The sequence below is a fragment of the Nocardioides luteus genome (assembly GCF_015752315.1).
GTDB lineage: Bacteria > Actinomycetota > Actinomycetes > Propionibacteriales > Nocardioidaceae > Nocardioides.
The window spans coordinates 4,771,556-4,793,472 of record NZ_JADOVJ010000001.1 but is presented as its reverse complement, the minus strand read 5'-3'; the positions used below and the strand labels follow the sequence as shown (position 1 = coordinate 4,793,472).

At 68.3% G+C, this 21,917-nt stretch carries 21 protein-coding genes; 9 read left to right on the top strand and 12 right to left on the bottom strand.

What is annotated here, in order from left to right:
* Positions 1-69: 69 nt before the first annotated feature.
* From HD557_RS22915 to HD557_RS22885, 7 genes are all read left to right on the top strand, one after another.
* The gene (locus HD557_RS22915; protein WP_040756880.1) at positions 70-1,101 is read left to right on the top strand and encodes a hypothetical protein; all 1,032 of its coding nucleotides are present in this window, start codon (positions 70-72) and stop codon (positions 1,099-1,101) included.
* Positions 1,102-1,173: 72 nt separating this feature from the next.
* Entirely contained in the window at positions 1,174-3,183 is a 2,010-nt protein-coding gene (locus HD557_RS22910; protein ID WP_231380421.1) for an MDR family MFS transporter, read from the top strand.
* Between the two features lie 54 nt (positions 3,184-3,237).
* Positions 3,238-3,540 carry a hypothetical protein gene (locus HD557_RS22905; RefSeq protein WP_008362526.1) on the top strand — a complete coding sequence of 101 codons (303 nt, stop codon included), beginning with the start codon at positions 3,238-3,240 and terminating at the stop codon, positions 3,538-3,540.
* Positions 3,540-4,742 (top strand): hypothetical protein, encoded by a 1,203-nt coding sequence (locus HD557_RS22900; RefSeq protein ID WP_196875588.1) that lies wholly within the window; start codon positions 3,540-3,542, stop codon positions 4,740-4,742. The genes HD557_RS22905 and HD557_RS22900 overlap by 1 nt, the downstream gene beginning before the upstream one ends.
* Before the next feature lie 7 nt (positions 4,743-4,749).
* The gene (locus HD557_RS22895; RefSeq protein WP_196875587.1) at positions 4,750-5,106 is read left to right on the top strand and encodes a hypothetical protein; all 357 of its coding nucleotides are present in this window, start codon (positions 4,750-4,752) and stop codon (positions 5,104-5,106) included.
* Between the two features lie 2 nt (positions 5,107-5,108).
* Positions 5,109-5,534, top strand: coding sequence for a hypothetical protein (locus HD557_RS22890; RefSeq protein WP_196875586.1), 426 nt, complete (start codon positions 5,109-5,111; stop codon positions 5,532-5,534).
* A complete protein-coding gene (locus tag HD557_RS22885; RefSeq protein WP_196875585.1) occupies positions 5,531-5,989 on the top strand; it encodes a hypothetical protein in 459 nt (152 codons plus the stop codon). The genes HD557_RS22890 and HD557_RS22885 overlap by 4 nt, the downstream gene beginning before the upstream one ends.
* Here the strand turns inward: HD557_RS22885 and HD557_RS22880 are convergent.
* Positions 5,983-6,429 carry a TY-Chap domain-containing protein gene (locus HD557_RS22880; protein WP_196875584.1) on the bottom strand — a complete coding sequence of 149 codons (447 nt, stop codon included), beginning with the start codon at positions 6,427-6,429 and terminating at the stop codon, positions 5,983-5,985. The genes HD557_RS22885 and HD557_RS22880 overlap by 7 nt on opposite strands.
* Positions 6,430-6,552: 123 nt before the next feature.
* Between HD557_RS22880 and HD557_RS22875 the strand changes: the two genes are divergently transcribed.
* Positions 6,553-7,329: an NPP1 family protein gene (locus HD557_RS22875; RefSeq protein WP_196875583.1), complete on the top strand. Its 777-nt coding sequence runs from the start codon at positions 6,553-6,555 to the stop codon at positions 7,327-7,329.
* A gap of 7 nt (positions 7,330-7,336) precedes the next feature.
* On the opposite strand, the gene HD557_RS22870 is transcribed toward HD557_RS22875, so the two are convergent.
* The 8 genes from HD557_RS22870 to HD557_RS22840 form a co-directional block, all read right to left on the bottom strand.
* Entirely contained in the window at positions 7,337-8,476 is a 1,140-nt protein-coding gene (locus HD557_RS22870) for a N(5)-(carboxyethyl)ornithine synthase (protein ID WP_231380420.1), read from the bottom strand.
* Positions 8,476-8,610, bottom strand: coding sequence for a hypothetical protein (locus HD557_RS28825; RefSeq protein ID WP_256206805.1), 135 nt, complete (start codon positions 8,608-8,610; stop codon positions 8,476-8,478). Before HD557_RS28825 ends, HD557_RS22870 begins: the two co-directional genes overlap by 1 nt.
* Positions 8,611-8,737: 127 nt before the next feature.
* Entirely contained in the window at positions 8,738-9,493 is a 756-nt protein-coding gene (locus HD557_RS22865; RefSeq protein WP_196875581.1) for an anti-sigma factor, read from the bottom strand.
* A complete protein-coding gene (sigK, locus tag HD557_RS22860; protein WP_196875580.1) occupies positions 9,490-10,092 on the bottom strand; it encodes an ECF RNA polymerase sigma factor SigK in 603 nt (200 codons plus the stop codon). The genes HD557_RS22865 and sigK overlap by 4 nt, the downstream gene beginning before the upstream one ends.
* Before the next feature lie 37 nt (positions 10,093-10,129).
* Complete coding sequence (locus HD557_RS22855; protein WP_008362509.1) at positions 10,130-10,771, bottom strand: fasciclin domain-containing protein; 642 nt, start codon at positions 10,769-10,771, stop codon at positions 10,130-10,132.
* Positions 10,772-10,850: 79 nt separating this feature from the next.
* A complete protein-coding gene (locus HD557_RS22850) occupies positions 10,851-12,401 on the bottom strand; it encodes a molybdopterin-dependent oxidoreductase (protein WP_196875579.1) in 1,551 nt (516 codons plus the stop codon).
* A gap of 49 nt (positions 12,402-12,450) precedes the next feature.
* Positions 12,451-14,208: a DUF429 domain-containing protein gene (locus HD557_RS22845; RefSeq protein WP_196875578.1), complete on the bottom strand. Its 1,758-nt coding sequence runs from the start codon at positions 14,206-14,208 to the stop codon at positions 12,451-12,453.
* A 48-nt stretch (positions 14,209-14,256) separates the two neighbouring features.
* Positions 14,257-14,952: a class I SAM-dependent methyltransferase gene (locus HD557_RS22840; RefSeq protein ID WP_196875577.1), complete on the bottom strand. Its 696-nt coding sequence runs from the start codon at positions 14,950-14,952 to the stop codon at positions 14,257-14,259.
* A 53-nt stretch (positions 14,953-15,005) separates the two neighbouring features.
* On the opposite strand from HD557_RS22840, the gene HD557_RS22835 reads away from it, so the two are divergent.
* Positions 15,006-15,926 (top strand): helix-turn-helix transcriptional regulator, encoded by a 921-nt coding sequence (locus HD557_RS22835; RefSeq protein ID WP_196875576.1) that lies wholly within the window; start codon positions 15,006-15,008, stop codon positions 15,924-15,926.
* 15 nt (positions 15,927-15,941) lie between these two features.
* On the opposite strand, the gene HD557_RS22830 is transcribed toward HD557_RS22835, so the two are convergent.
* From HD557_RS22830 to HD557_RS22820, 3 genes are all read right to left on the bottom strand, one after another.
* Positions 15,942-16,364 (bottom strand): hypothetical protein, encoded by a 423-nt coding sequence (locus tag HD557_RS22830; RefSeq protein ID WP_196875575.1) that lies wholly within the window; start codon positions 16,362-16,364, stop codon positions 15,942-15,944.
* Positions 16,357-18,516, bottom strand: a complete 2,160-nt coding sequence (locus HD557_RS22825; protein ID WP_196875574.1) for a DNA/RNA non-specific endonuclease — start codon at positions 18,514-18,516, stop codon at positions 16,357-16,359. The genes HD557_RS22830 and HD557_RS22825 overlap by 8 nt, the downstream gene beginning before the upstream one ends.
* A gap of 181 nt (positions 18,517-18,697) precedes the next feature.
* Positions 18,698-21,802, bottom strand: coding sequence for a DUF3427 domain-containing protein (locus HD557_RS22820; RefSeq protein ID WP_196875573.1), 3,105 nt, complete (start codon positions 21,800-21,802; stop codon positions 18,698-18,700).
* Between the last annotated feature and the right edge of the window lie 115 nt (positions 21,803-21,917).

The following is a 21,917-nucleotide window of genomic DNA, read 5'->3' as shown; positions in this document are numbered from 1 at the left end:
AACAGGTTCGGGGACCCGCGGCGGCGGTCGTTCGCAGAGAAGGTCGTCGGCAGTCCTTACTGGCCAGCGATGTTCGCTGTGAACGATGCCGAGTCCCGTGGAGACGTGGAGGCGGCGTTGGAGATCGTCTGCAAGACCGCCCGTCAGCTCGACGACGAGCAGTTCTGGCATCCCTCGCGGCTCGAGCGGCTGGAGCAGATCCGGCTGCTCGGGTCGCTCCTACCGCGATGGGCTCACTCGCGGTGGATCGTCGCGCAGGCGATGCAGGGGACCCACCCGCGCAACCAGTTGCGGATGGCGAAGGCGATCAAGGTCGCGTTGGACGTCCACGGAGGCCCCGATCCCGATCGTGACCGGGAGGACGACCGGATCCGGATCATGGATCGCGACTGGGTCTATCGCCAGTCGTTCCTCTACGAGCTCGGCGGGCTCGAGGCGTTCCTGCGACACAACGCCTCCGGCGCCCTCATCGCCGGCGCGGACCGGATCTGGGAGTGGGCGCGGGCGCCGATGCGCGGCGTACGACTTCTGGAGCGGGAGCCCCGACACCTGCTGTGGGAGGATCCCGAGACCGGGGAGCAGGTGCGTACGATCAACATCGGCGCCGGCATGCTCGTCGAGGACGGCGAGTGCGCGATCGGCCGGATCGTGCCGCTGGAGAGCGCGGCGATGTTCGAGACGGCGCCGTTACGGGTGCCGGACGAGGTGGCGTACGCAGTCGCGGACGAGCCCGACAGATGGACCGAGGTGCTGCGGGACGCCTGTGCCGAGGACCCGGACGAGATCTGGGTCAGGCGGGGACTGCGGGACTACGGACTGCTCACCGACATTCCGCACACCCTGATCAACCTCGCGATGGATGCTGGCCTGCACGCGTTCCACAACCCTGATGACGAAGAGCTCGCCGAGCTGTTCACCCATCCCGCCGACTACCCGGCCTGCCTCGCCGCCTGGCTGGTCCGTCCCCAGACGATCACTGCGCTGCGCCGCGGGTTGCCGCCTGAGGGTCGTGCGGCGCTCGTCGGTTTCGCCGAGTTCGTCCACGAGCCGGCGGCGAGCCTCATCCACGACCTGGTCGACCACCACGAGGAGGCCGCCTGACACTCCGTGACGCCTCTCGCTCAAACGTGCCGTTTGGCTTAGTTTGATCCCAGTCGAGACGTGGGGGTCGGAATGGCAGCACCGCAGGCGGCTTCGGAGACCGAGCCTCAGCTGAGTCGGCGCAGGATCAACCTCATCTTCGGCACCGTGCTGCTCGGCATGCTGCTCGCGGCGCTCGACCAGACGATCGTGTCGACCGCGCTGCCGACGATCGTGGCCGACGTCGGAGGTGCCGGCCACCTGTCCTGGGTGGTGTCCTCCTACCTCCTGGCCGAGACCGTCGCGACCGTCCTCGCCGGCAAGTTCGGCGACCTCTTCGGCCGCAAGTTGATGCTGCAGGTCTCCGCCGGGCTCTTCATCCTCGCCTCGGCCGCCTGCGGCTTCGCGACGGACATGGTCTGGCTGATCGCGGCACGCGCCGTGCAGGGCATCGGCGCCGGCGGCCTGATGGTGACCGCGACGGCACTGATCGGCGACGTCATCCCGCTGCGGGACCGCGGGAAGTACCAAGGTGCGCTCGGCTCGGTCTTCGGCGCCACCACCGTCCTCGGCCCTCTCCTCGGCGGCCTCTTCACCGACCACCTCTCCTGGCGCTGGGCCTTCTACATCAACCTCCCGCTCGGCATCGCCGTGATCGCGATTGCCAGCCTGACGCTGCCGCAGATCGCCCGCGGCAAGCGTCCGTCGATCGACTACCTCGGCATCCTCTTCGTCGGCCTGGGCGCCTCGATGCTGACGCTGGCGGTGAGCTGGGGTGGGACGGAGTACGCCTGGGGATCGGCGACCATCATCGGCCTGTTCATCGGCTCCGCGGTCGCGTTCGCGATCTTCGTCTGGGTCGAGTCACGGGCGGTCTCGCCGATCCTGCCGTTGCGGCTGTTCCAGGACCGGGTGTTCACGGTCAGCGTCGTGCTCTCGTTCATCGTCGGTTTCGCGATGCTCGGAGCGATGACCTACCTGCCGACCTACATGCAGTACGTCCACGGCGTCTCCGCCACATCGTCGGGGATCCGCACGCTGCCGATGGTCATCGGCCTGCTCGTGACCTCGACGCTGGCGGGCTCGATCGTGGGAAGGACCGGGCGCTACAAGATCTTCCCGGTCGCCGGTGCGCTGATCATGGCGCTCGGGCTCTATCTGCTCTCGACCATGGACGCCGACACCAGCACCCTGATGATGTCGCTGTTCCTGCTGATCATGGGGATGGGCGTCGGCCTGAGCATGCAGATCCTGACGATCATCGTGCAGAACACCGCGGCCTACGAGGACCTCGGCGTCGCCACCTCCGGCGTCACCTTCTTCCGGACGATGGGCAGCTCGTTCGGTGCCTCGATCATGGGCACGGTCTACGCCAACGAGCTGGCCGACCGGCTGCCCGCGGCGCTCGCCGCGGCCGGCGTCTCCGCCGACGACGTCGCGACACCCGCGCTCCTGCACACGCTGGCCGAGGCCCAGAGCGAGCCGATCATCGGTGCCTACGCCGAGACGCTGCAGGTCGTCTTCCTCGCCGCGGTCCCGGTCGCCGGGCTGGCGTTCCTGCTCGCCCTCTTCCTCAAGGAGGTGCCCCTGAGAGGCACCTCGAGGGCGGCCGCGACCGACCCGGGCGACGGGTTCGCGATGCCCAACTCCTCCGACAGCGCCATCCGGCTCGACGCCGCCGTCGCCCAGCTGGTGCGCCGCCAGCCGCCCGAGACGTTCACCCGACTCCGGGAGTCGGCGGTCGATCTCGACGCGGCGACCGCCTGGTGCGTACGCCAGATCGGGATCCGCGAATGGGTCGGCGGAGAGCGGTCGCTGGTCGCGATCGGCCACCGTCTCGGGATGCCGGGCGAGGTGCTCGCCCCTGCCTTCGCCTCCGCGGCCGCGGAGGGCTACCTCTACGGGGACGAGGCGGGCTACGCGCTGACGGAGGCCGGCAAGGAGGAGCTCGGCAAGCTGGTCGCGGCGTTCAAGGAGTGGCTGGCCACCGAGCTCGCGGACTGGGGTGCCGACGACGCCAAGCTCGACGAGGCGCTCGCGGTCCTCTCCCGCAAGATCGTCGAGGGCGAGACCGACCTGAGCCCGGCCGGCGCCACCTCCTAGGGCTTTTTACTTTCGTCCGTGTTTGAAATCCGCGAGAGCGGGTAGGACGAGGGCATGACCGACGATGACATCCACGTCAATCCAGACGATCTCAGGTCCATCAAGAACACGCTCGACACCGCCGGCGGCGACCTCTTCAAGCAGGCCGAGCCGCTGCAGAAGACCCCAGACGTCGGAGAGTCGTCCTCCGAGGTCGCGACCGCGCTGGCGTCGTTGGCGGCGGCCGTCGGTGGGATGTCCGAGGGTCTGGGATCGCTCGGCGACAGCGTCCAGAACGCGCTCGACCACGCGACCACGACCGATGACGCCAGCGGCGATGCGGGTCGGCGCCACGAGCAGAGGGTGAGGGGCAGCTGATGCCGGAGGCGATGGACACGAAGGTCTACGGCGACGCCGCCGCGGCGCAGACCGCGGCCGACGCCTGCACGACCGCCAAGGACGCGGTCGGGGACGCTCTCGACGATCTCGGCAAGGCGATCAAGACCGCCGGCTCCTGGAAGGGTCAGGCCGGCGCCGCCTTCGAGTCGAAGGCGGAGAAGCGCAAGAGCGACCTGCGTCAGCTCGAGTCGCGGATCGAGGCCATGGGCAAGGGACTCACGACGTTCTCGGGCGACCTCAAGGCCGTTGAGACCAAGATGTCCACGATCCGCGACGAGGCCAGCGGTGCGGGGCTCACGGTCAGCGGCACGATGATCTCGCCGCCCACCGACCCGGGCGACGATGCGTCCGAGAGCGACGTCAACGCCCACAACACCAAGGTCGAGAAGTGGAACGACCTGGTCAGCCGGGTCGAGACCGCTCGCAAGGACGAGGACAACGCCCACGAGGACCTCGGCAAGGCGATCTCGAAGTCGACCGGCGACGGCTGGATCGAGGACCGCCTCGAGGACCTGGGCCTGCTGCCGAAGGACTTCTCCGACGGCATGCAGATCGGTGCGTACGCCTTGGGGCTGGCCGGTCTCGGAGCCGGCGCCGGTGTCGACTGGATGGTGAAGAGTCGCTACGGGACGTTCCAGCCGCGGGTGAACGGCCGGTTCGCCAGCCCCGCGAGCCTGACCAAGCTCGAGCGTGCCGCGAAGGTGCTCAGCGACAAGAACTGGCACGCGAAGGCCAACAAGGCAGCCGTACGCGGCAAGTGGCTGACCGCGGGCAAGTGGGCGACCCGCGCGGGCTGGGTGGTCACGGCCGGCAGCTCGGCGTGGGAGCAGTGGCAGAAGGACGCCGACGACCCGTCGCTGTCGACGACGGAGCGGGTGAGCCGCACCGTGAGCACGTCAGCGATCACGACCGCCGGTGCCGCGGGTGGAGCGTGGGCCGGGGCTCAGGCCGGCGCCGCGATCGGCAGCATCTTCCCCGGCCCGGGCACGGTCATCGGTGGAGTCGTCGGCGGTGTGATCGGTGGCGCGATCGGCTCCGGGCTGGCCGGCAAGGCAGCCGACTTCGTGGTCGACGAGGCCGGTGAGCTGGGTGAGGCCGTGGTCGACGGGGTCAGCGACTTCGCGGAGGGCGCCGGCGAGGTAGCCTCCGATGTCGGCGACGCCATCACCTTCTGGGACTAGGACCACCATGATCTGGGCCGTACTCATCCTGGCCGTCGGCGTCATCGGCGCCGGCGTCAGCATCTGGCAACATCTCGGGCTCTCGGCCCGTGCCCGCTCCTGGGCGAACGCGTGGAATCGGGGCGGCGTGGGCGAGGACGTCGTGCTCATCCACCTGCCCTGCATCTCCGCGCTGGCGATCACGGGCTCGACGGCCTTCGGGCTGGTGCCGGAGCAGACCGTGGCGTGGACGATCATCGGCGGACTCTTCCTGCTGACCTGCGTCGTCTACCCGCTGTTGGTCATCCTGCCGACCCCGTCGTTCATCAAGCCGAAGTGGTATCGCGAGTCGCGCCCGAAGAAGCGCACCGCGGGAAAGAAGTGACCGTGGTTGAGGCTCGGACGACCCTGACGCTCCCGGACGGCTGGGAGAGCGTCGACCCGCCCGAGGGCGTACGCTTCCTGGCGCTCGCGCCGGCCCACGGCACGTTCCGCGCCAACATCACCGTGACCGCCCAGACCAACGGTGACCTGGGGTTCCGCGACTGGCAGGTCGGCTCCGAGATGGCGTTCACCCAGATGATGCCCGGCTACACGCCGATCGACCTCGAGCGCCTCACGATCGCCGGGCAGGAGGCGGGACGGCGGCTGGCGATGTACGACGGGCCGGGCGGCTCCGCGCTGACCATGGAGCAGTGGTTCGTGGCGATCGACGGCGTCGGCCACACCCTGACCGCGACCGTGCCGACGGGCGACTATGCGACCTGGGCGGCCCAGCTCGATGCCACCGCCGCGACCTGGAGCCCGGCATGAGCGCCGAGACGACGACCGTGGCGACGGAGGTCGGCTGGATCCTCGCCGGCCCGGGCGGACGGCTGGAGCACCGCGCCGTGGTCGACCCCACCGGAATCCACCTCGAGCTCGGCCTCGACGGCACCCGTACGCAGCCCCTCGACGCCCCGCGCGGTCACCTCGTCCCGAGCCTGGTCCGCACCCTGAAGATCCGCCCGGTCAAGGGTGCCACCGGCTCGGTCCGCCCGTTCCCGACGGCCCGGATGGCCGTGCTGCTGGGTGAGGACCAACGCTCTCGCGACGAGGCCCTGAACGAGCTCAGCGCCCGCACCGCCTGGTCCATCACGGTCGGCGAGTGGCAGCTCGCCGGCATCAACGGACCCGACGGTCTCCATCTGGCGCTCGAGGACAGGCTCACCCCGATCACCAACACCGCCTTCTACCGGCTGCTGTGCGAGCAGCTCGGCGACTACTGATCCCGGCGGAGCGTGAGGGTCGCCAGGTCGGCGCCGAGGATGCCGAAGGCCTCGACGAGGAGGCCGGCGACACGGCCTGCGTCGGCCTGGGGGACGGTGCGCCAGTAGTGCGGCACCCCCGGCGCCGGCGCGATCGGGTCGGTCTCGTCGGGGGTCAGCCAGCCGGCCGCGCGAAGCGCCTCGTGCTGCTCGGCGGAGGCCTCCCAGGTGCCACCGATGTGCTGCGTACCTGCGAACTCGGCGGAGAGCATCTCGTCCTCGCACAGCACCTGTCCCCAGCGCGACGGCGCGACCGACCGTGATGCCTTCGACCGGAGCCGGGCCAGGAAGCCGGTCGGCTCCGGCGCCGAAGGCTCGGGCTCGCTGATGATCACGAACTCCTGCTGCCCGAGGCCGGCGAGGTCCGCGGTGATCCGTTGCTGCCACTGTGTCGCGTCCACCCGCCCATCCAACCAGGGTCGGCGGGCAGCGTTACCGGCGCGTTCACGCGCACGGGGTTGTCACGCGATCGCGGCACTGGTTGCATCAGTGCGCCCCCTTCCCCCACTCACAAGGGACCCCACATGACTCTCGGGAAACGACTCACGCGCAGGCTCGCCCTCGCGCTCCCGCTCGCCGCACTTCTCTCCGTCGTTCCGGCGGCAGCCTGGGCGGCTCCGCCGCCGGCGCTGCCGGCCTCCGCGCCGGAGGCCGACCGCACCTGGCAGCCGGCGCTCGACTTCGACACCGACGGCTGTTACAGCACCCCGGCGATCGGGCCGGACGGCACGCTCAACGGCGGTCTCGCGATGGGCGGCACGGTCAACGGCCAGTGCCGCGACCTCTCGGACCTGCAGAACACCAACGTGTACTCCCGCTCGAAGTGCAACAACGGCTGGTGTGCTTACCTCTACGGCTACTACTTCGAGAAGGACCAGGTCTCCTGGGGGCCCGGGTCGGCCGGCCACCGGCACGACTGGGAGCACATCATCGTGTGGGTGCAGGACGGCCACGCGCGCTACATGTCGGTCTCACAGCACTCCGGCTACGAGATCAAGCCCGAGGCGGAGCTGCAGTTCGAGGGCGGTACGCACCCCAAGGCCGTCTATCACAAGGACGGCGGCAGCACCCACTGCTTCCGCTTCCCGAAGACCGGTGGCGGGGACGAGCCGCCCGAGAACCACGAGGGCGTCTGGCAGGTCAAGGGCCTGGTCGGCTGGGACAACTACCCGGCCGGCATCCGCGACCGCCTCGTCGCGGCCGACTTCGGCGCCGCCACCTTCAAGCTGACCGACGCCCGCTTCGGCAACGCGCTGGCGGGCGGGAAGCCGGCCGCGGTCACTCTGGATCCGTACGCCTGACCCACGGTCACACCAGAGCGTGAGGCGCCTCCGTCGCGCGCCCCTGGAAGGCGAGGATGGCGGGGTTGAGCACGCGGCCGTCGCGGATCTCGATCGCTCGGCGCAGCGTCTCGACGGCGTCCCACGCGGTCGGTCCCTCGAGCACCGGGCGCAGGAACGGGATCAACGCGTTGCTGTTCTCCCAGGTCGCCGAGTTCCACAGGTACGACGGACTGTGGTCGACCGCGTAGTAGAGGACGTTGTCGCCGACCAGGAAGGCCGGGTCGTCGAAGGTGGTGGGCCGGGCCCAGGTGAAGCCCATGCCCAGGTCGCAGGAGACGTCGACGATGACACTGCCGGGGCGGAAGGCGGAGAGGTCCTCCTCCTCGAGGAAGACCAGTGGGTTGGCCGTGTCCTGCAGGGTGCAGTTGACGACGATGTCGTTCTCCGCCAGGTACGGCGCCAGCGGCTCGCGCCCCCGCTCGGTGATCACGTGGCTGAGGTGCTCGCCGTCCGGCTCGTGGTCGAACTGCCGAATCAGCACCGAGTGGATCGGCGAACCGACCGCGGCCACCTCTCGGTTGGTGAGCACCGCGACCTCGTGCACACCGTGCGCGTTGAGGGCGGTCACGGCGCCACGTGCGGTGGCTCCGAAACCGATCACCACCGCGCTCAGGCGGCGACCGTAGTCGCCGGTCAACCCGGCCAGCTCGAGCGCTTGGAGGACCGAGCAGTAGCCGGCCATCTCGTTGTTCTTGTGGAACACGTGCAGACCGACCGAACCGTCGCGGGTCCAGTGGTTCATCGCCTCGAAGGCGATCAGGGTCAGGCGCCGGTCGATGGCGACCTGGGTCAGCTCCGGGTCCTGTACGCAATGTGGCCAGCCCCAGAGCGTCTGCCCCGGGCTCAGCGCCTCGACGTCCTCGAGCTGCGGCTTGGGGAGCAGCACGACGTCCGAGTCGGCCAAGATCTGGTCACGTGACGCGAACCCGGCGACGTACGTCCCGAGAGCCTCGTCGCTGACCCCGAACCGGGCGCCATAGCCGTCCTCGAGCGTGATTCCGGACCGGATGTCAGCGTCCAGGTTCGGGATGTGCTCGGGGTGGAGCGGCAGCCGGTGCTCGTTCTCCTTCGCCGACGAGCCGATGACACCGAGCCCTAGGTGCATCACTTCTTCTTCGGCGGATGGATCTTGTCGGCAAGGGTCTCCGTGGACCCCGAGCTGCGCTTCTCGGCGCGCTTCGCCTTGATGGATTTCCCGGACTTCTTGGACATCTTCTGCCGCGGCGACTTGTCGCTCATGGGGATCTCTCTGATGGGAAGCCTGAATGGCTCCATCCTGCGACAGTACGCCCTTGCTGGTCGGAAGCCGGCCGGGGGCTCCCTCGCCCCGTACGCCTGACCCCGGCCGGTCTCGACTTCTCGCAGGTCAGGTGGCCTGCGAGAAGTCGAACAGGGCGATCGGGGCCGAGGTCGGTTCGTCGGAGCCTCCCTCGGGCTCGACGGTGATCCCGGCCGCGCTCGCATCCGCGGCGTCGCCCTCGAGGACGAAGGTCTGGTCGCTGCCGGCAGGCATCAGCCCGGCCGGGACCATGACCTCGTCGTGCTGGAGCCACAGCTCGTAGACCTTGCCGGTCGGAGCGGCCGGCATGCCGGAGGTGACCAGCACCGCCCTGTTCTCCGAGACCGAGCGGACCACCCGGGCGCGGGCCTTGCCGGGCAGGTCGACGGCCACGGTCGTCGCGTCCCTCGCGCTCAGCACCCGCTCCGCGGTCGTCATCGTCTGGCTGGGGTCGTCGCGGATCAGCTCGACCGCGGCGACCGTCCCGGTGCCGACGACGGCCAGCACCGCGGCCGCGGCGGCGAACGTACGCCACCCGAACCGACGACGGCCGGGCGACTCGTCCGCGGGCTCAGGAGCCTCGACGGCCCTGTGCTTCGGCGTGGTCTCGGGCGGAAGCGGCCGGATCTCCTTGATGCCGGCCAGCAGCCGGTCGCGCAGCTCGGGCGGCGGCGCGGTGTCGGTCAGGCTGCCGAGCGTCCAAGCGCTGTCGCGCAGGCTGGCCACCTCGTCGCGGCAGTCCGCGCAGACGGCGAGATGCTCCTCGAACCGAGCGCGTTCGATGTCGTCGAGAGCGTCGACGGCGTAGGCGCCGGAGAGGGCGTGAATGTCGTGCGCGGTCATCGGCTCACTCCCATCGCGTCGCGCAAGCGGATCAGCCCGTCCCGGATACGGGTCTTTGCAGTGCCTATCGGCAGGTCGAGCATGGTGGCGACCTCAGTGTGGGTGTAACCGCCGAAGTACGCCAGTTGTAGGGCCTCACGCTGCACTGCTGTCAGTGTCTCGAGTGCGGACCGGACGCGGCGGGCCTCCAGCGAGGCCTCCACGGCCTCTGCCGTCGTGTCGTGAGGTGGGGTCTGGGTGGTGCCGTGGTAGGCCGTGTCGTTGCGGCCGGCCGACTCCGCGGACCGGACCCGGTCGACGGCGCGACGGTGGGCCAGCGTCAGCAGCCAGGACTGGGCGCTGCCCAGGCTCTCGTCGTAGCGGCTGGCCGTACGCCACACCTGCAGGAACGTCTCCTGGGTGACCTCCTCGGCCTGAGCCGGGTCACGCACCACCCGCAGCACCAGGCCGTGCACGCGGGCGGAGGTCGCGTCGTAGAGAGCGGCGAAGGCGGCCTCGTCGCCTCGGGCGATGCTGCGGAGCAGCCCGGCCAGGCCCGGGGACGACCCGGTTCCCTCCGGCGACGGGTCGCCGGAGGGAACTGAGCTGAGCGATCTCATGTGTCGATCCTTGCGGATATCCGGTCCGATGTCCCGATCAGGGCATCAGCACGGTGTCGACCACGTACACCGTGGCGTTGGCGGTCGGGATGTTGCCGCACAGCACCTTGGCGTTCTCCTTGCCGACGGTGAACTCCTCGTCCGAGCCCTCGACGGTGATCATGTCGCCGGCCAGGGTCTCGTGCTCACCGGCGACCTCGTCCGGGCCGAGCTGTCCGGCCACCACGTGGTGGGTGAGGACCTTGGTCAGCATGGCCTTGTCGGCCAGCACCGCGTCGAGGTCGGCCTTCGGGATCTTCTTGAAGGCGTCGTCGGTCGGGGCGAAGACCGTCAGCGCGTCGGCGCTGTTGAGGGTGTCGACGAGCTCGGCCTGGCCGACGGCGGAGACCAGCGTCTTGAGCAGCGGGTTCGCGCTCGCAGCCGAGGCGACCGGTGCGGTCGACATGCCGTTGAACGAGCCGGCACCGTCGGCGGGGATCAGCTTGCAGCCTTCGCCGAAGGTCTGGGCGCCGGCCTCCTCGGTCTCCTCGGGAGCGGCCTCGGTGGTCTCGGAGGTCTTCGAGCCGCCGTTGTCCGTGGACTCGGTGTCCTCGGAGCCACATGCGGAGAGGCCGAGACCCATCAGGAGGGCCAGGGTGGCAGCCGCGCCGCCGGTGCGGGTGAGCGTGTTGGTCTTCATGGATTGGCCTTTCGAGGGATGGTTCGTCTTGCTGTCATGAGGGCTTCGGCGCGGTGGCCGGATCGGATTTCGTCTTTTTTCAGGCGACCGTGACGACGATCTGCTGGATGCCGCTCGACCCGTCGGGGAACGGGGTGGCCCGCTCGTCGCTCTGCACGGTGCCGTCGCGGTCGGTGACCCGCACGGCCAGCTGATGGCTCCCCGGCTCGGCGTCCCAGGGCAGGAACCACTGGCGCCAGTAGTCGATCCCGGCATCGGGGCCGAGGTCGGCCGGCTGCCAGCGGCCGCCGTCGATGCGTACGTCGACCTTGGCCACGCCGTGGTGCTGGGCCCAGGCGACACCCCCGATGACGGTGCGGCCGGCGGAGATGTTGCTCAGCGGCCGGGGCGTGTCGATCCGGCTGGAGAGCTTGATCGGGGCATCGACGGCCCAGTCGCGGTCGGTCCAGTAGGCGGTCGCCTCGTCGTAGCGGGTCAGGGTGAGCTTGGTGACCCACTTGGTGGCGCCGACGTACCCGTAGAGGCCGGGTACCACCAGCCTGGCCGGGAAGCCGTGGACGCGGGGGAGGACCTCGCCGTTCATGCCGAGGGCGACCATCGCGTCGCGGCCGTCCAGGGCCGCCTCGAGCGGGGTGCTGATCGTGAAGCCTTCGACGTCGGTCGAGAGGATCTGGTCGGCGTTCCTGCCGACGCCGGCCTCCTCGAGCAGCTCCTTGAGAGGTACGCCGGTCCAGCGCGCCGCGCCGACGAGCTTGCCGCCGACCTCGTTGGAGACGCAGGTCAGGGTGATGTCGTGCTCGACGTTCTCGCGCTCGCGCAGGTCGTCGTAGCTGAAGGTCAGCTCGCGCTCGACGTCGCCGTCGATGGTCAGCGACCAGCTGTTCTGGTCGACGATCGGGACGGCCAGCTTGGTGTCGACCCGGTAGAAGTCGCGGTTGCGGGTGATGAACCGGGAGATGCCCTGGTGGGTGTCCTCCAGCCCGGCCGGGAGCGCGGGCAACGGGTCGCGGACGCGCGGCAGCATCAGGTCGGCGAGCGCCGTGCGGCTGCGTACGATCAGCTGCCCGCCGGTCGCGGCCGCGGCCGAGAGCAGGGCCAGGGCCCCGAACCCGATCAGGACGCTGCGGCGGGTGGCCGCGCCGTCGTTCGGGACCTCTCGCCGGTGGCTCGGCGCGGGCTCAGCTGTCAGGGCGCGGGTCAGGGCGCGGGTCAGCAGGACCAGCACGGCGGGCCCGAGGACGAGCGCCACCAGGGTGGGCACGAGGTCGGTGATCTGGAAGAGCGGCTGGCGGACCACGGCGGCTCCGGCGAGCAGGACCAGGCCGGCGATGAGCCCGACGCCGAGTCTCAGCCGCCGTCGGGCGATGACGCCGATCACGGCGGCGAACGCGATCGTGACCAGCAGCACGCTGCCGATCAGGATCGGCTTGTCCGCGCTGCCGAGCTCGCGCACCGCCCACTCCTTGACCGGGGTGGGCGTCGCGTCGATGACCGCGGTACTGACCGCGAGCGCTGGGGACGAGGCCGGCGTCAGCAGCGCGGCCGTGAGGTGCGCGACGGACATTCCGACGGCACCGGCGAGCACACCGGCGGCGGCATGGGCGAGGGTATGGCGATCCAGGTGTCTCATGGCGGGGATTCGCGCCCGCGCCCGGATCGGATTTCAGCGAGCGGCCGACTCAGTCGGTGTCGCGCATCTTGGCGAGCCTGGCCCGCAGCGCCGGCACCCGGTGCGCATTGGCGCGCAGCTCGACGTAGGCGTCGCCGTAGACCCAGAGCAGGGCGTCGTCGAGCCGCCGCACGGCACCCGGCGGGTAGCGGTAGTCCATCCGGGCCATCAGGGTGTCCTCGTCCACCGAGCGCAACGCGTCGCCGAGCTCGGTCAGCGAGGTGATGCCCAGCTCGAGGATGACACCGGAGATCCAGCCGTAGTGGTCGGTGCGCGACCAGCCGGCGTCGGCGTACTGCCCGGCGAGGTAGGCCGCCAGCTCTCGGGGGCTGATGCGCGGGTCGTCGTCGACGGCCTCGGTGCTGGCGCCGGTGACGCCCTGCCGCAGCCGGTCCCTGATCGTGGAGAACTCACGGTCCGCGAGCTCGAGCAGGCCCGCGGCGAGCGTGAACCGGCGGTCGAAGTCGGGCACGTGCTCGCTGGGGATCGTGCCCTTGTAGCGGATGTCGTGCTCGAACTCGGCCCAGGCGTGCTGCAGCACGGTGCGGATCTGGATCTGCGCCTGGCGGCCGCGCAACAGCTCGTACGCCGCCTGCCCCTCGCGAGCGGGGTCGAGGCTGACCAGCAGGTGACGGCTGGCGTACCCGAACCGGCCCTCGCTCGCGGTCTCCTCGCCCATGTCGCGATCGTCGAGGACCACCACCTGGTCGTCGAGGAGCTCGGCGACCGCCTGGACGTCGCTGTGGACGTAGGTGATCACCCGCAGCCCGATCTGGTCGGTGATCTCGCGGAGCGGGTCGGCGTAGACCGGCCGTCCGTCGACGGTGCGAGCCGCCTTGGCCGCGAACGACGCGACCGACTTCGCGCGCGAGGTCACGGTCAGGTAGTTGATGCCCGCCTCGTCGAGGATCGAGGTCACCAGCTGTACGTACTGGTCGGCCGCCTCCTGCAGCGTCGGCTGGATCGCGGCGTACTCGCGGACCGCGGTCCCGGGGTCGTGGATCTTCGCCCCGGCCTGCCCGCGCGGTGTGGGGCGGAGGTCGTCGGGCAGCGTCGGCGTGACGATGTAGCCGGTGGCGAAGTCCCCGTAGGTCGTGGTCCGGTCGGGTGCGTGGGTCGCGAACAGGCCGATGTAGGCACAGAGCACCGCGTCGACCTGGTCCTCGACCGCGCGCAGCTCGCTCTTGCGTACGGCGTTCTCGGCGGCGGTGCGAAGGGCGAGCCAGGCCGGGTCGTCGAGCAGCAGCGGCGGCTCGGAGCTCTGGAGACCTTCGAGCAGGCCGAGGAGTACGAGCAGCTCGGCACGGAGCTGGTCGATCTCACGCCCGGACTTGTGCTTGTACTTCAGCGTCCGGCCGAGGCGGAAGAGGGCGACCGTCGCGGGGTGCGGGTAGACCTCGATCGCCCGCCGCCGGCGGCCCGACCTCGGGTTCATGTCGAGTCCCAGCCGGGCTGCGATCCGGGCGCCGCGCGGCTGTTCGCCGAACTCCGGCTTGCTGGTGTTGGTGGGGTGCGCGCCCGCGTCGAAGCGAGCGAAGTCCTTGTTGAGCGCCGCCTCGGCCGGACGGTTCCCGGTCGGGTTGGTGACGATCAGGGGAGCATCGATCGCGACCAGGCAGTCGCTGCCGACGTACGGCTCCAGGGCAGCGACGATCTCGTCGTCGGTCTTCGCGGCCGAGACGTGGACGAGACGGCCCTCCTCGTCCAGGACGGCCAGGCCGGTCGGCCTGCGCACGCCCCAGGCGAGGTCGACTCCGATGAAGTGCATGAGGCCAGACTGCCCGTCCGCGCGGCGCGTGCCTAACCTCCGCGGTCGTCAGCGGGTCGCCTGCACGATCGTGATCGGGCCGAACCGGTGCTCGATGTGGTCGATCTCGCGGGCGTCGGTGAACCCGGCGTCGGTCAGGATCGTGACGATCCCGTTGTCGAGGTTGCGCTCGGTGTAGGCGTTCATGCCGCGGTGACGGTGACCCTCGTGTCCCTTCCCGTGTCCGTGACCGCCGTGGCCGTGGTCGGGGGCACCGAAGTCGACGATGGTCACCCGCCCGCCGGGCTTGAGCACCCGGTACGCCTCGCGCCCGAACCCCTCGCGCCCGGCGTCGTCGACGTGGTGCAGAGCGAGCGAGGAGACGACGTGGTCGACGCTGCCGTCCTTCGGGAGCAGCCGGTCGGCGTACCCCTGCACCAGCGAGAGACGTACGCCTCGCCGACCCGCCTTCCGGGCCGCCAGCCGCAGCGCGCTCGCGTCGGGGTCGTGCCCGGTGACGACGGCTCCGGGGACGGCGCGAAGCACCGCGAAGGAGAGATTGGCCGTGCCGCAGCCGACGTCGAGGACGGTCTGGGCGGGCTGGATGCCGGCGAGCTCGACCGTCCGTTCGTGGAGCGGGCGCACGCGGGCGAACCGGGTGAAGAGGTCGTAGAGCGGGAGGAGCCAGGTGCGGCCCATGCCGGGGAGGAACTCGCGGTCCCGATCGCTCTCGGCGCGGCCGTCGATGATCTGTATCGTGGTCATGGTTCCACAATGGGACATTCTGCGGATCTACGGTGGGAGGGAAGTAGGGGGCGATGGGACGTTCTTCGGATTCGGCCGCGACGCTGTCGCGCTCGGTGCGTACGGTCCGGGCCGACGGCACCCCGATCTACCGTTGGGAGCAGAGCCCCGGGATGCCGGCGGTCAGGGTCGTACCTCTCGATCCCGACTGCGACACCGAGCACCTGCCTCCCGACAACCGGCACGCCCACGACTTCTGGGTGCTCGCCTACGTCGAGCGTGGCGGAGGCGCCGTCGGCCTCGACGGCCGGCAGGTGGCGCTGCGCGACGGCGAGGTCCACGCGATCGCTCCCGGTGAGGTCGTGGCCGCCGAGTCGCTCGCCGAGCTCACCCATGCGCGTGCCTGGTCGGTCGCCTTCACCCCCGACGCCATCCCCGCCCTCGCCTCCATCTCCCCGCTCACCTGGGCCCACCACCCCCTGCTCGCCCTCTTCGCCGCCGACGGTCGTCATGCGGTGGTACCCGAGGAGGAGCGCCCACGCTGGCAGGCCTGGCTCGTCGAGCTCGCCGACGAGCTACGCCACCCCGACCGCCTCGGCGCCCACGACGCCGTCACCGCCACTCTCACCAATCTTTTGGTCGCCTCGGCCCGTTTGGCCCCGACCGCCCCCATCGCCCCCGACCCGCTGGTCAGTCGCGTCTTCGATGAGATCGAGAGGACGTACGCCACCAAGGTCTCCGCCGGCGACCTAGCCCGGTCGTTGGGCTACACCCCCGGCCACCTCACCACCGTCCTGCGCCAACGCACCGGCCGCACCCTCCTCGACTGGCTCACCGAGCGCCGCCTCACCGAAGCCCGCCGCCTCCTCCGCGAAACCAACCTCCCCTTGTCCGTCATCTCCACCCGCACCGGCCTCACCGACCCCGGCTACCTCGTACGCCGCTTCAAGGCCCGCTACGGCACCACCCCCGACCGTTGGCGCCGGGAGGGGTGAGTCGCGGCAGGCGCCTTACACGACTTGCTTGGACGGATGCCACTCAGGCAGGAGATCGGGGGTTCGTGGGTACTTGGCCTGGTCCTGCAGGAGGAGATCTCGAATGAAGTCCTTGCCCTCTTCGGACTCGTCGTAGGGCTTCCCGTAGTAGTCGAAGTCAGCCTCGAGGTGCCGCTGCGCATCGATCGTCATGGTTGCGCGATACCAAGTGCCCGCATCGTCGGTGTACATAGACTTTCTGAGCTTGTGTGCGTTGCGTGCCCCCGCCGCGCCCAACGAAAGACTCTGACTGCCCTGCGGGGTCGAGACCTCGGCCCGCACAGTCGTGGAGTTCGCCATACCCGACATGGTGATCGTGATGCGTTGCCAGTTGGCTGGAGCCGAGTCCAGGGCGACATGCCCGATGGACTCCAGCAACTCGTTACTGGTGTCAAGCATCTGTGCCTCCTGAATCGGGCTCTTCGTTCTCGATAAATGTAGTCGCTTCAACGCCGTCGACCACGTGCGTGACGACGATGTCGGTTGGTCTACGGCTAGATCCGTCGTAGTCGAGATCGATCGTCACCTCGACCGTCTTCCCCTCCTGAATCTGGTCTGACCAGAGATTCTCAAGCCGTCGGTATTGCCCTTGATTCACCTTGCTGCCATGCATGGGGACCAGGTTGATCAGGTCGCCAGGGCCCTTGAAGATCCGGGCAAACAGGTGGCCTGCGTGGTCGACGTTCTTGATCTTGTCCTCGAGATTGCGTTGCGCCGCTACGTTGCGCGGATGGTTGGGGTCGTACTCGCTCAGAGTCGCCTCTGCCTGCCAAACCCGACTCACCTCGTCGGTCCTGTACAAGAAGCGATCGTCAACCAGGACCGTAGATTCCGGCGGCGGTTTCGCCAGTGTCTTTCTGTGGGCCGGGTCGGTAGACGAGAGTCTGAGCGTGCGCTGCACACGTTGGGCTGATTGCATCGCAGTCTCGCAGGACGGGACCGCACCCGCTGAGGCCGCCTCGACTTGTCGGGGCACGTACGGCACGAAGGTTGCTGCATCTGGATCAGTCCAGGCTGATCCGGTCGGCGACATGTAAGGGAGAACGAAACTGGATGACGCCCCAGATGTCGGAGCCACCTCGGTCCTGTTCGATGGGCTCGTCCCGACGTCGGCCGTGGCGGTGCCCATGCGAGCCGCCAACGCCGCCCTAAGAGGTGCGAAGACGCTATTCAGGACGGGCCCGACGGTGTAGGCCTGCGGTCGAACCAGTTTCCAGGCGACGTACGTCAGCACGCCGATGAGGCCGAGCTTGAGGACGAACCAGAGGGCGTCGGTCGCAAGGATGGCGGCGAAGAAGCGCAGCAGCAGAAGTCCCACGAGGAAACAGATCGGGCCCATCACCAGCGGCCCGGCGACACGCTTGAGCATCGCGACCGCCGCATCGCGGGTGCGATCGATCATGAAGAGCACACCCAGCGCCGGAGAGAACGGGACGAGAAGCCGCACCAGGGCGTACGCAAGCAGCGTGGCGAGAGCGGCCAGAAGCAAGAAACCGCAGGTCACCAAGATCATGGCTAGGTTCACCAGTGATGTCGTGACTCGCTGTGACCAATGGCCGCCTTTGAAGTGGTCGTACGCCAGCGCATCGTTCTCCTTGATCTGCTCGGCGTACGTCTTGAAGTCGTCGGCCTTCTTCTCGACGATCTTCGCCCCGGCGTCCTCAGGGTCATTCCGGTAGGTCTCGTACTCGTCCCAGGAGAAGTGGGTTGCGGCGAAGACCTTCGGCCCGTACTCCTTGGCGGTCGCCGAGTCAGGATTGCCGAAGACTCCAGTGGCCCACGTGCGGTACTGCGTCGTTCGGACGATGTGGTCGAACTGAATGTCCACCGCGACGACCGCCGACTCGTCGCCGAGGTCTTCGGCGTCTTCCGGGAGAGCCTTGTCGTCGTTGAACGACGTGGCGATTAGCTCGGTCGTTCCGCGCACGCCGTCATCGACGAGGTGGACGGCCTCCAACGGGTAGTTCATCAGCCAGGAGGAGAGGCCGAGTACGAGGAGAGCCCACGCCGCTGCAGTGGCTGAGCCCGCGAAACGACCGGCTCGCGACCGCAGGATGATGATCACGACGACGAGAAGCAGGACGATCGGCAGCCATGGCGACCACACGCCCTGCGCGGTCGCGGTGGTGGCCTCAACGACGGGTTCTTCGAGTGCGATGAGCCACGAGCTGGGGGAGAGCACTGAGTGAAGTAGGGCGTGGGACCAGTTCGGCAGCAGGCCGGCGAGCTCAAGCAGGATGTTGCTGAGCGCTGTCCCGGCTTCGGCTACGAACTGCCCGGTGCAGCCGTTGTCATAGGTGAACCACTGCGGCGAAGTTCCATAGACCGATTCGATCGACGCCGGGTGCTCGTCGGCAAACGGATCTGCCGACCACCCCGCTCGATCGATGTCGAGCTTGACGACGAACGATCCAAACCCATGAGGTGAAGCCGGAATCGGCGCATCGAGGTTGTTGCACGCGTCCTCGCCCGGGATCGGCAACGGGTCGAACGGTACGTCGATCGCTGTGGCCGGGACCGCGACGAGCGACGCGAGCAGGAGAGTCGCCAAGGCCAGCAGACGGCTAAGCGCCCGCCTGCCTGCCTGATCTCTCGGTGCCGCCCGAGCAGCCTTCACGTGAAGTGTTCTACCCGTGTGCACCGACATCTAAACCGAATCAAGCCAAGAATCTCGCGCGCAGGGTGCACAGCGTCGGCTTAGCGGGTTCGATGGCCGGTAGGCCCTTAATGGCTTAGCTTGCGGCGACTGAGGCTGCGGTGAAGAAATCGGTCGGCATGGCGTGATCCAGGCGCCAGGTGATCGCGATGGGGCGATCACCTGTGTGGGAGACGTAGGTGGCCGGGCCGAGGAAGAGGTACGGCGACGTTCCGAAAACTCCGTCGGCCTGTTCGCGTGCGAAGAGCAGCACGTTGCTTGCGCCGGTCAGATAGCGCTGGCCGGTCTTGCTCGTCACCGAGGTCGTGGACTGCGTCTCCCAGTGGAACAGCGTCGGGCTGATCGGGTAGTCGCGATACATCGTGGTGGGGGAGAAGTCGGCTTCGGACTTTTTGAGGTTGATGAAGAACGCATCCACGTTGAGCTCGGGGATGTGCTTGACCCCTTCGCGCATCGAGTTCGGCTTGCGATCGAGGCTCGCGTAGCCAAGGGCTGCCAGGATCTCTTCGCGCTGATAGCGCGCGTGGACCATAAGCGGCACCTTGGAAAGAGGACCGGAAAGGTCGGACAGGCGGTGCCGCGCGGAGTCGAAGGCGAGGTCGACAACAGCCTTGATCTCGGACCGTGTCGCCTGCTCTGCTCGGAGGGCCCTGAAGCCGGCATCGATCGAATCGAATCCGCCGCCATCGGGCCAGAGCGAGAAGAAGAGCATGTTGGCCAATCGTTGCTCGCCGGAGGAAAGCGTTGAATACGACGGCGCATCGTCGGCGAGCAGCCGAGAGAAGGTGGCCGCACGGAGCGGGTCATCTACGTGTGAAAACGCGCGTACGCGACGCAGCAATCTCGCCTCGGCAGAGGTGCCGTCCGGAACTGGCAGGCCAGCCATGCGGCGCAGCTCTGTCCATGAGTGCTGGCCCTTGCGCAGAACGTCGGGCAGTTCCATCCCCGACTCGTTGAGGTACTCAGAAAGGGAAAGGTCGCCGTATGAGCGCAGTTCCTGAACCATCGAGGGCCAGCGGTTCGAGATCTGCGACTTGAGGTTGTCGACAATCAGCGCCTGTGCCTCGCGGTCCATGACGATCTGGCAACCGGCGGGCAGGAATGGGAAGCCGCGTTCCACTTCGCGGCGTAGGGCGGCTCGGGTCAGTCCGGTCATCGCTCGCAGCTTCCGGTCCCAGGAGAACTGCTTGTTCTGATGGCCGACGAAGTCGAGAACTGTGAGAACTGCTTTGTCGCGGGTGCGCCGCAGGCCGCGACCAAGCTGCTGCAGAAAGACCGTTGCAGAGTCGGTAGGCCGAAGGAACAGCACGGTGTCCACGTCAGGGATGTCGAGGCCTTCATTGAAGACGTCGACGGAGAACAGCACGTTGAGTCGTCGCTCTCGCAGAGCGGCAATGGAGTCGCGGCGTACGGCGGAGGCAGTGGTGCCGGTGACCACTCCGGCAGGGATCCCAGCCTTGTTGAAGACGTCCGCCATGTAGTTGGCATGAGCGACGTCGACACAGAAGCCGAGGGCACGCATCTGCGACACGTCGGGCATCTTGTCGCGGAGTTCGTTGAGGATGATCCGGGCGCGAGCGTCGTTACCGGTATATAGCGAGGAGAGTGCTGTGTCGTCGTACTTTCCGCGCACCCACTTCACAGCTCGGAGGTCGGTGTTGTCGGAGACAGCGAAGTAGTGGAAGGGACAGAGGAGGTCTGCGCCCAGTGCGTCCCACAGCCGGAGCTGGGTGGCGATGCGGTTGTCGAAGAACGAAGCGACGTTCACCCCGTCCGCGCGCTCCGGCGTCGCGGTCAGCCCGATCAGTTCTGCGGGTCTCAGATGGTCGATGAGCTCTCGGTACGACTTCGCCTCGGCATGATGAAACTCATCGATGACGACGATGTCGTATGCCTCCGACGGAATCTGCGAGACGCCATACGACTTCAGTGACTGCACACTGGCGAAGACGTGCTCCCAACGCTCTGGGCGAGCTCCGTCGACGTAGAGCTCGCCGAAGGTCGCGTCGGAGAGGACCTCGCGGTAGGTCCGCAGAGACTGCTGCAAGATCTCCTTGCGATGCGCCACGAACAGAAGCTTGGGCCGCTTTCCATCGGCGTTGTTCTCGGTGAGTCGTCTGTAGTCGAGTGCAGCGACGACGGTCTTTCCAGTCCCAGTCGCAGCGACCACGAGATTGTGATGCCGGTCGTGCAGCGTACGCTCCGCGTCCAGGTCGTCGAGCATCTTCTGCTGGTACGGATATGGCCTGACCTCAAGGCCCGAAAGCGAGATCGTGACTCGATCTCCACGGCTCCGCCCGGATGCCTCGGCCAACGCATCGTCCAGCCGATCCCGGTCTCGGTCGGGGTCATACAGTTCGAAGTCGCCGTGGTTCCAGTAGGTATCGAACGTGGCCGTGAACTTGTCGAACAGGGAAGGCGTTCCCTTGCGAGACAGGCGTACGTTCCACTCCACGCCCTCGACCATGGCCGTCCGGGTGAGGTTGGAAGAGCCGACGTACGCGGTGTCGAACTCGGTGTTGCGGCGGAACATCCATGCCTTGGCGTGCAGACGGGTGCGCTGAGCGTCGTACTGAACCTTCACCTGGGCACCGAAGTCTCGAACGAGTCGGTCGAGCGCGTCACGCTCAGTTGATCCGGTGTAGGTGGTGGTGATGACTCGGAGCCGTCCGCCCCGGTCGCGGAGGCGTCTCAGTTCGGGCTCGACGAGGCGGAGTCCGTACCAGCGCACGAAGGCGCAGAGCAGATCTACCTCGTCGGAGGTGTCGATCTCGGCGCGGAGCTCGGCGGCGAGGCTGGGCTCCTCCTTGGAGTTTGTGAGCAGGGCCGCCTCAGTGAGTGGGGTTTTCGGGCGGGTGTTGAGGTAGGTGATCGTGCCTGGTGCCTGTGGGCTGCTGATCCGCCGGAGCTCGGTCGGGGGAGTGACGATGTGGTCCGCATCGCCGGTCTCGAGCTGGGCGATGAGTTGGTTGGCGGCCTTCACCCGAAGCTCGGGATCTTTCACGGCCTCAAGGCTGCGTACGGCTGCTTGGTAGACGTGGCGCGCAAGTACGTGTGGCTGGTCGGCCTGGTCCACGTGGCCGGTCTCGACGTCGCGATCGGCTACTCGTCTGAGCTGGTCATGAAGGTCGTTGGTGACGAGCAGTTCGTAGAGGCCATCATGCGATCCGAGGTCTGACACCTGTCCAGCTTCTCTAACGGTGTCACTGGATGGTCGGAACTTCGCAAATTTCGTCCTCAAATGTGGGGAGCAGCTCTCTCGGAGTACTTCTCCAAATGCGCTGAGGCGCCTTAGT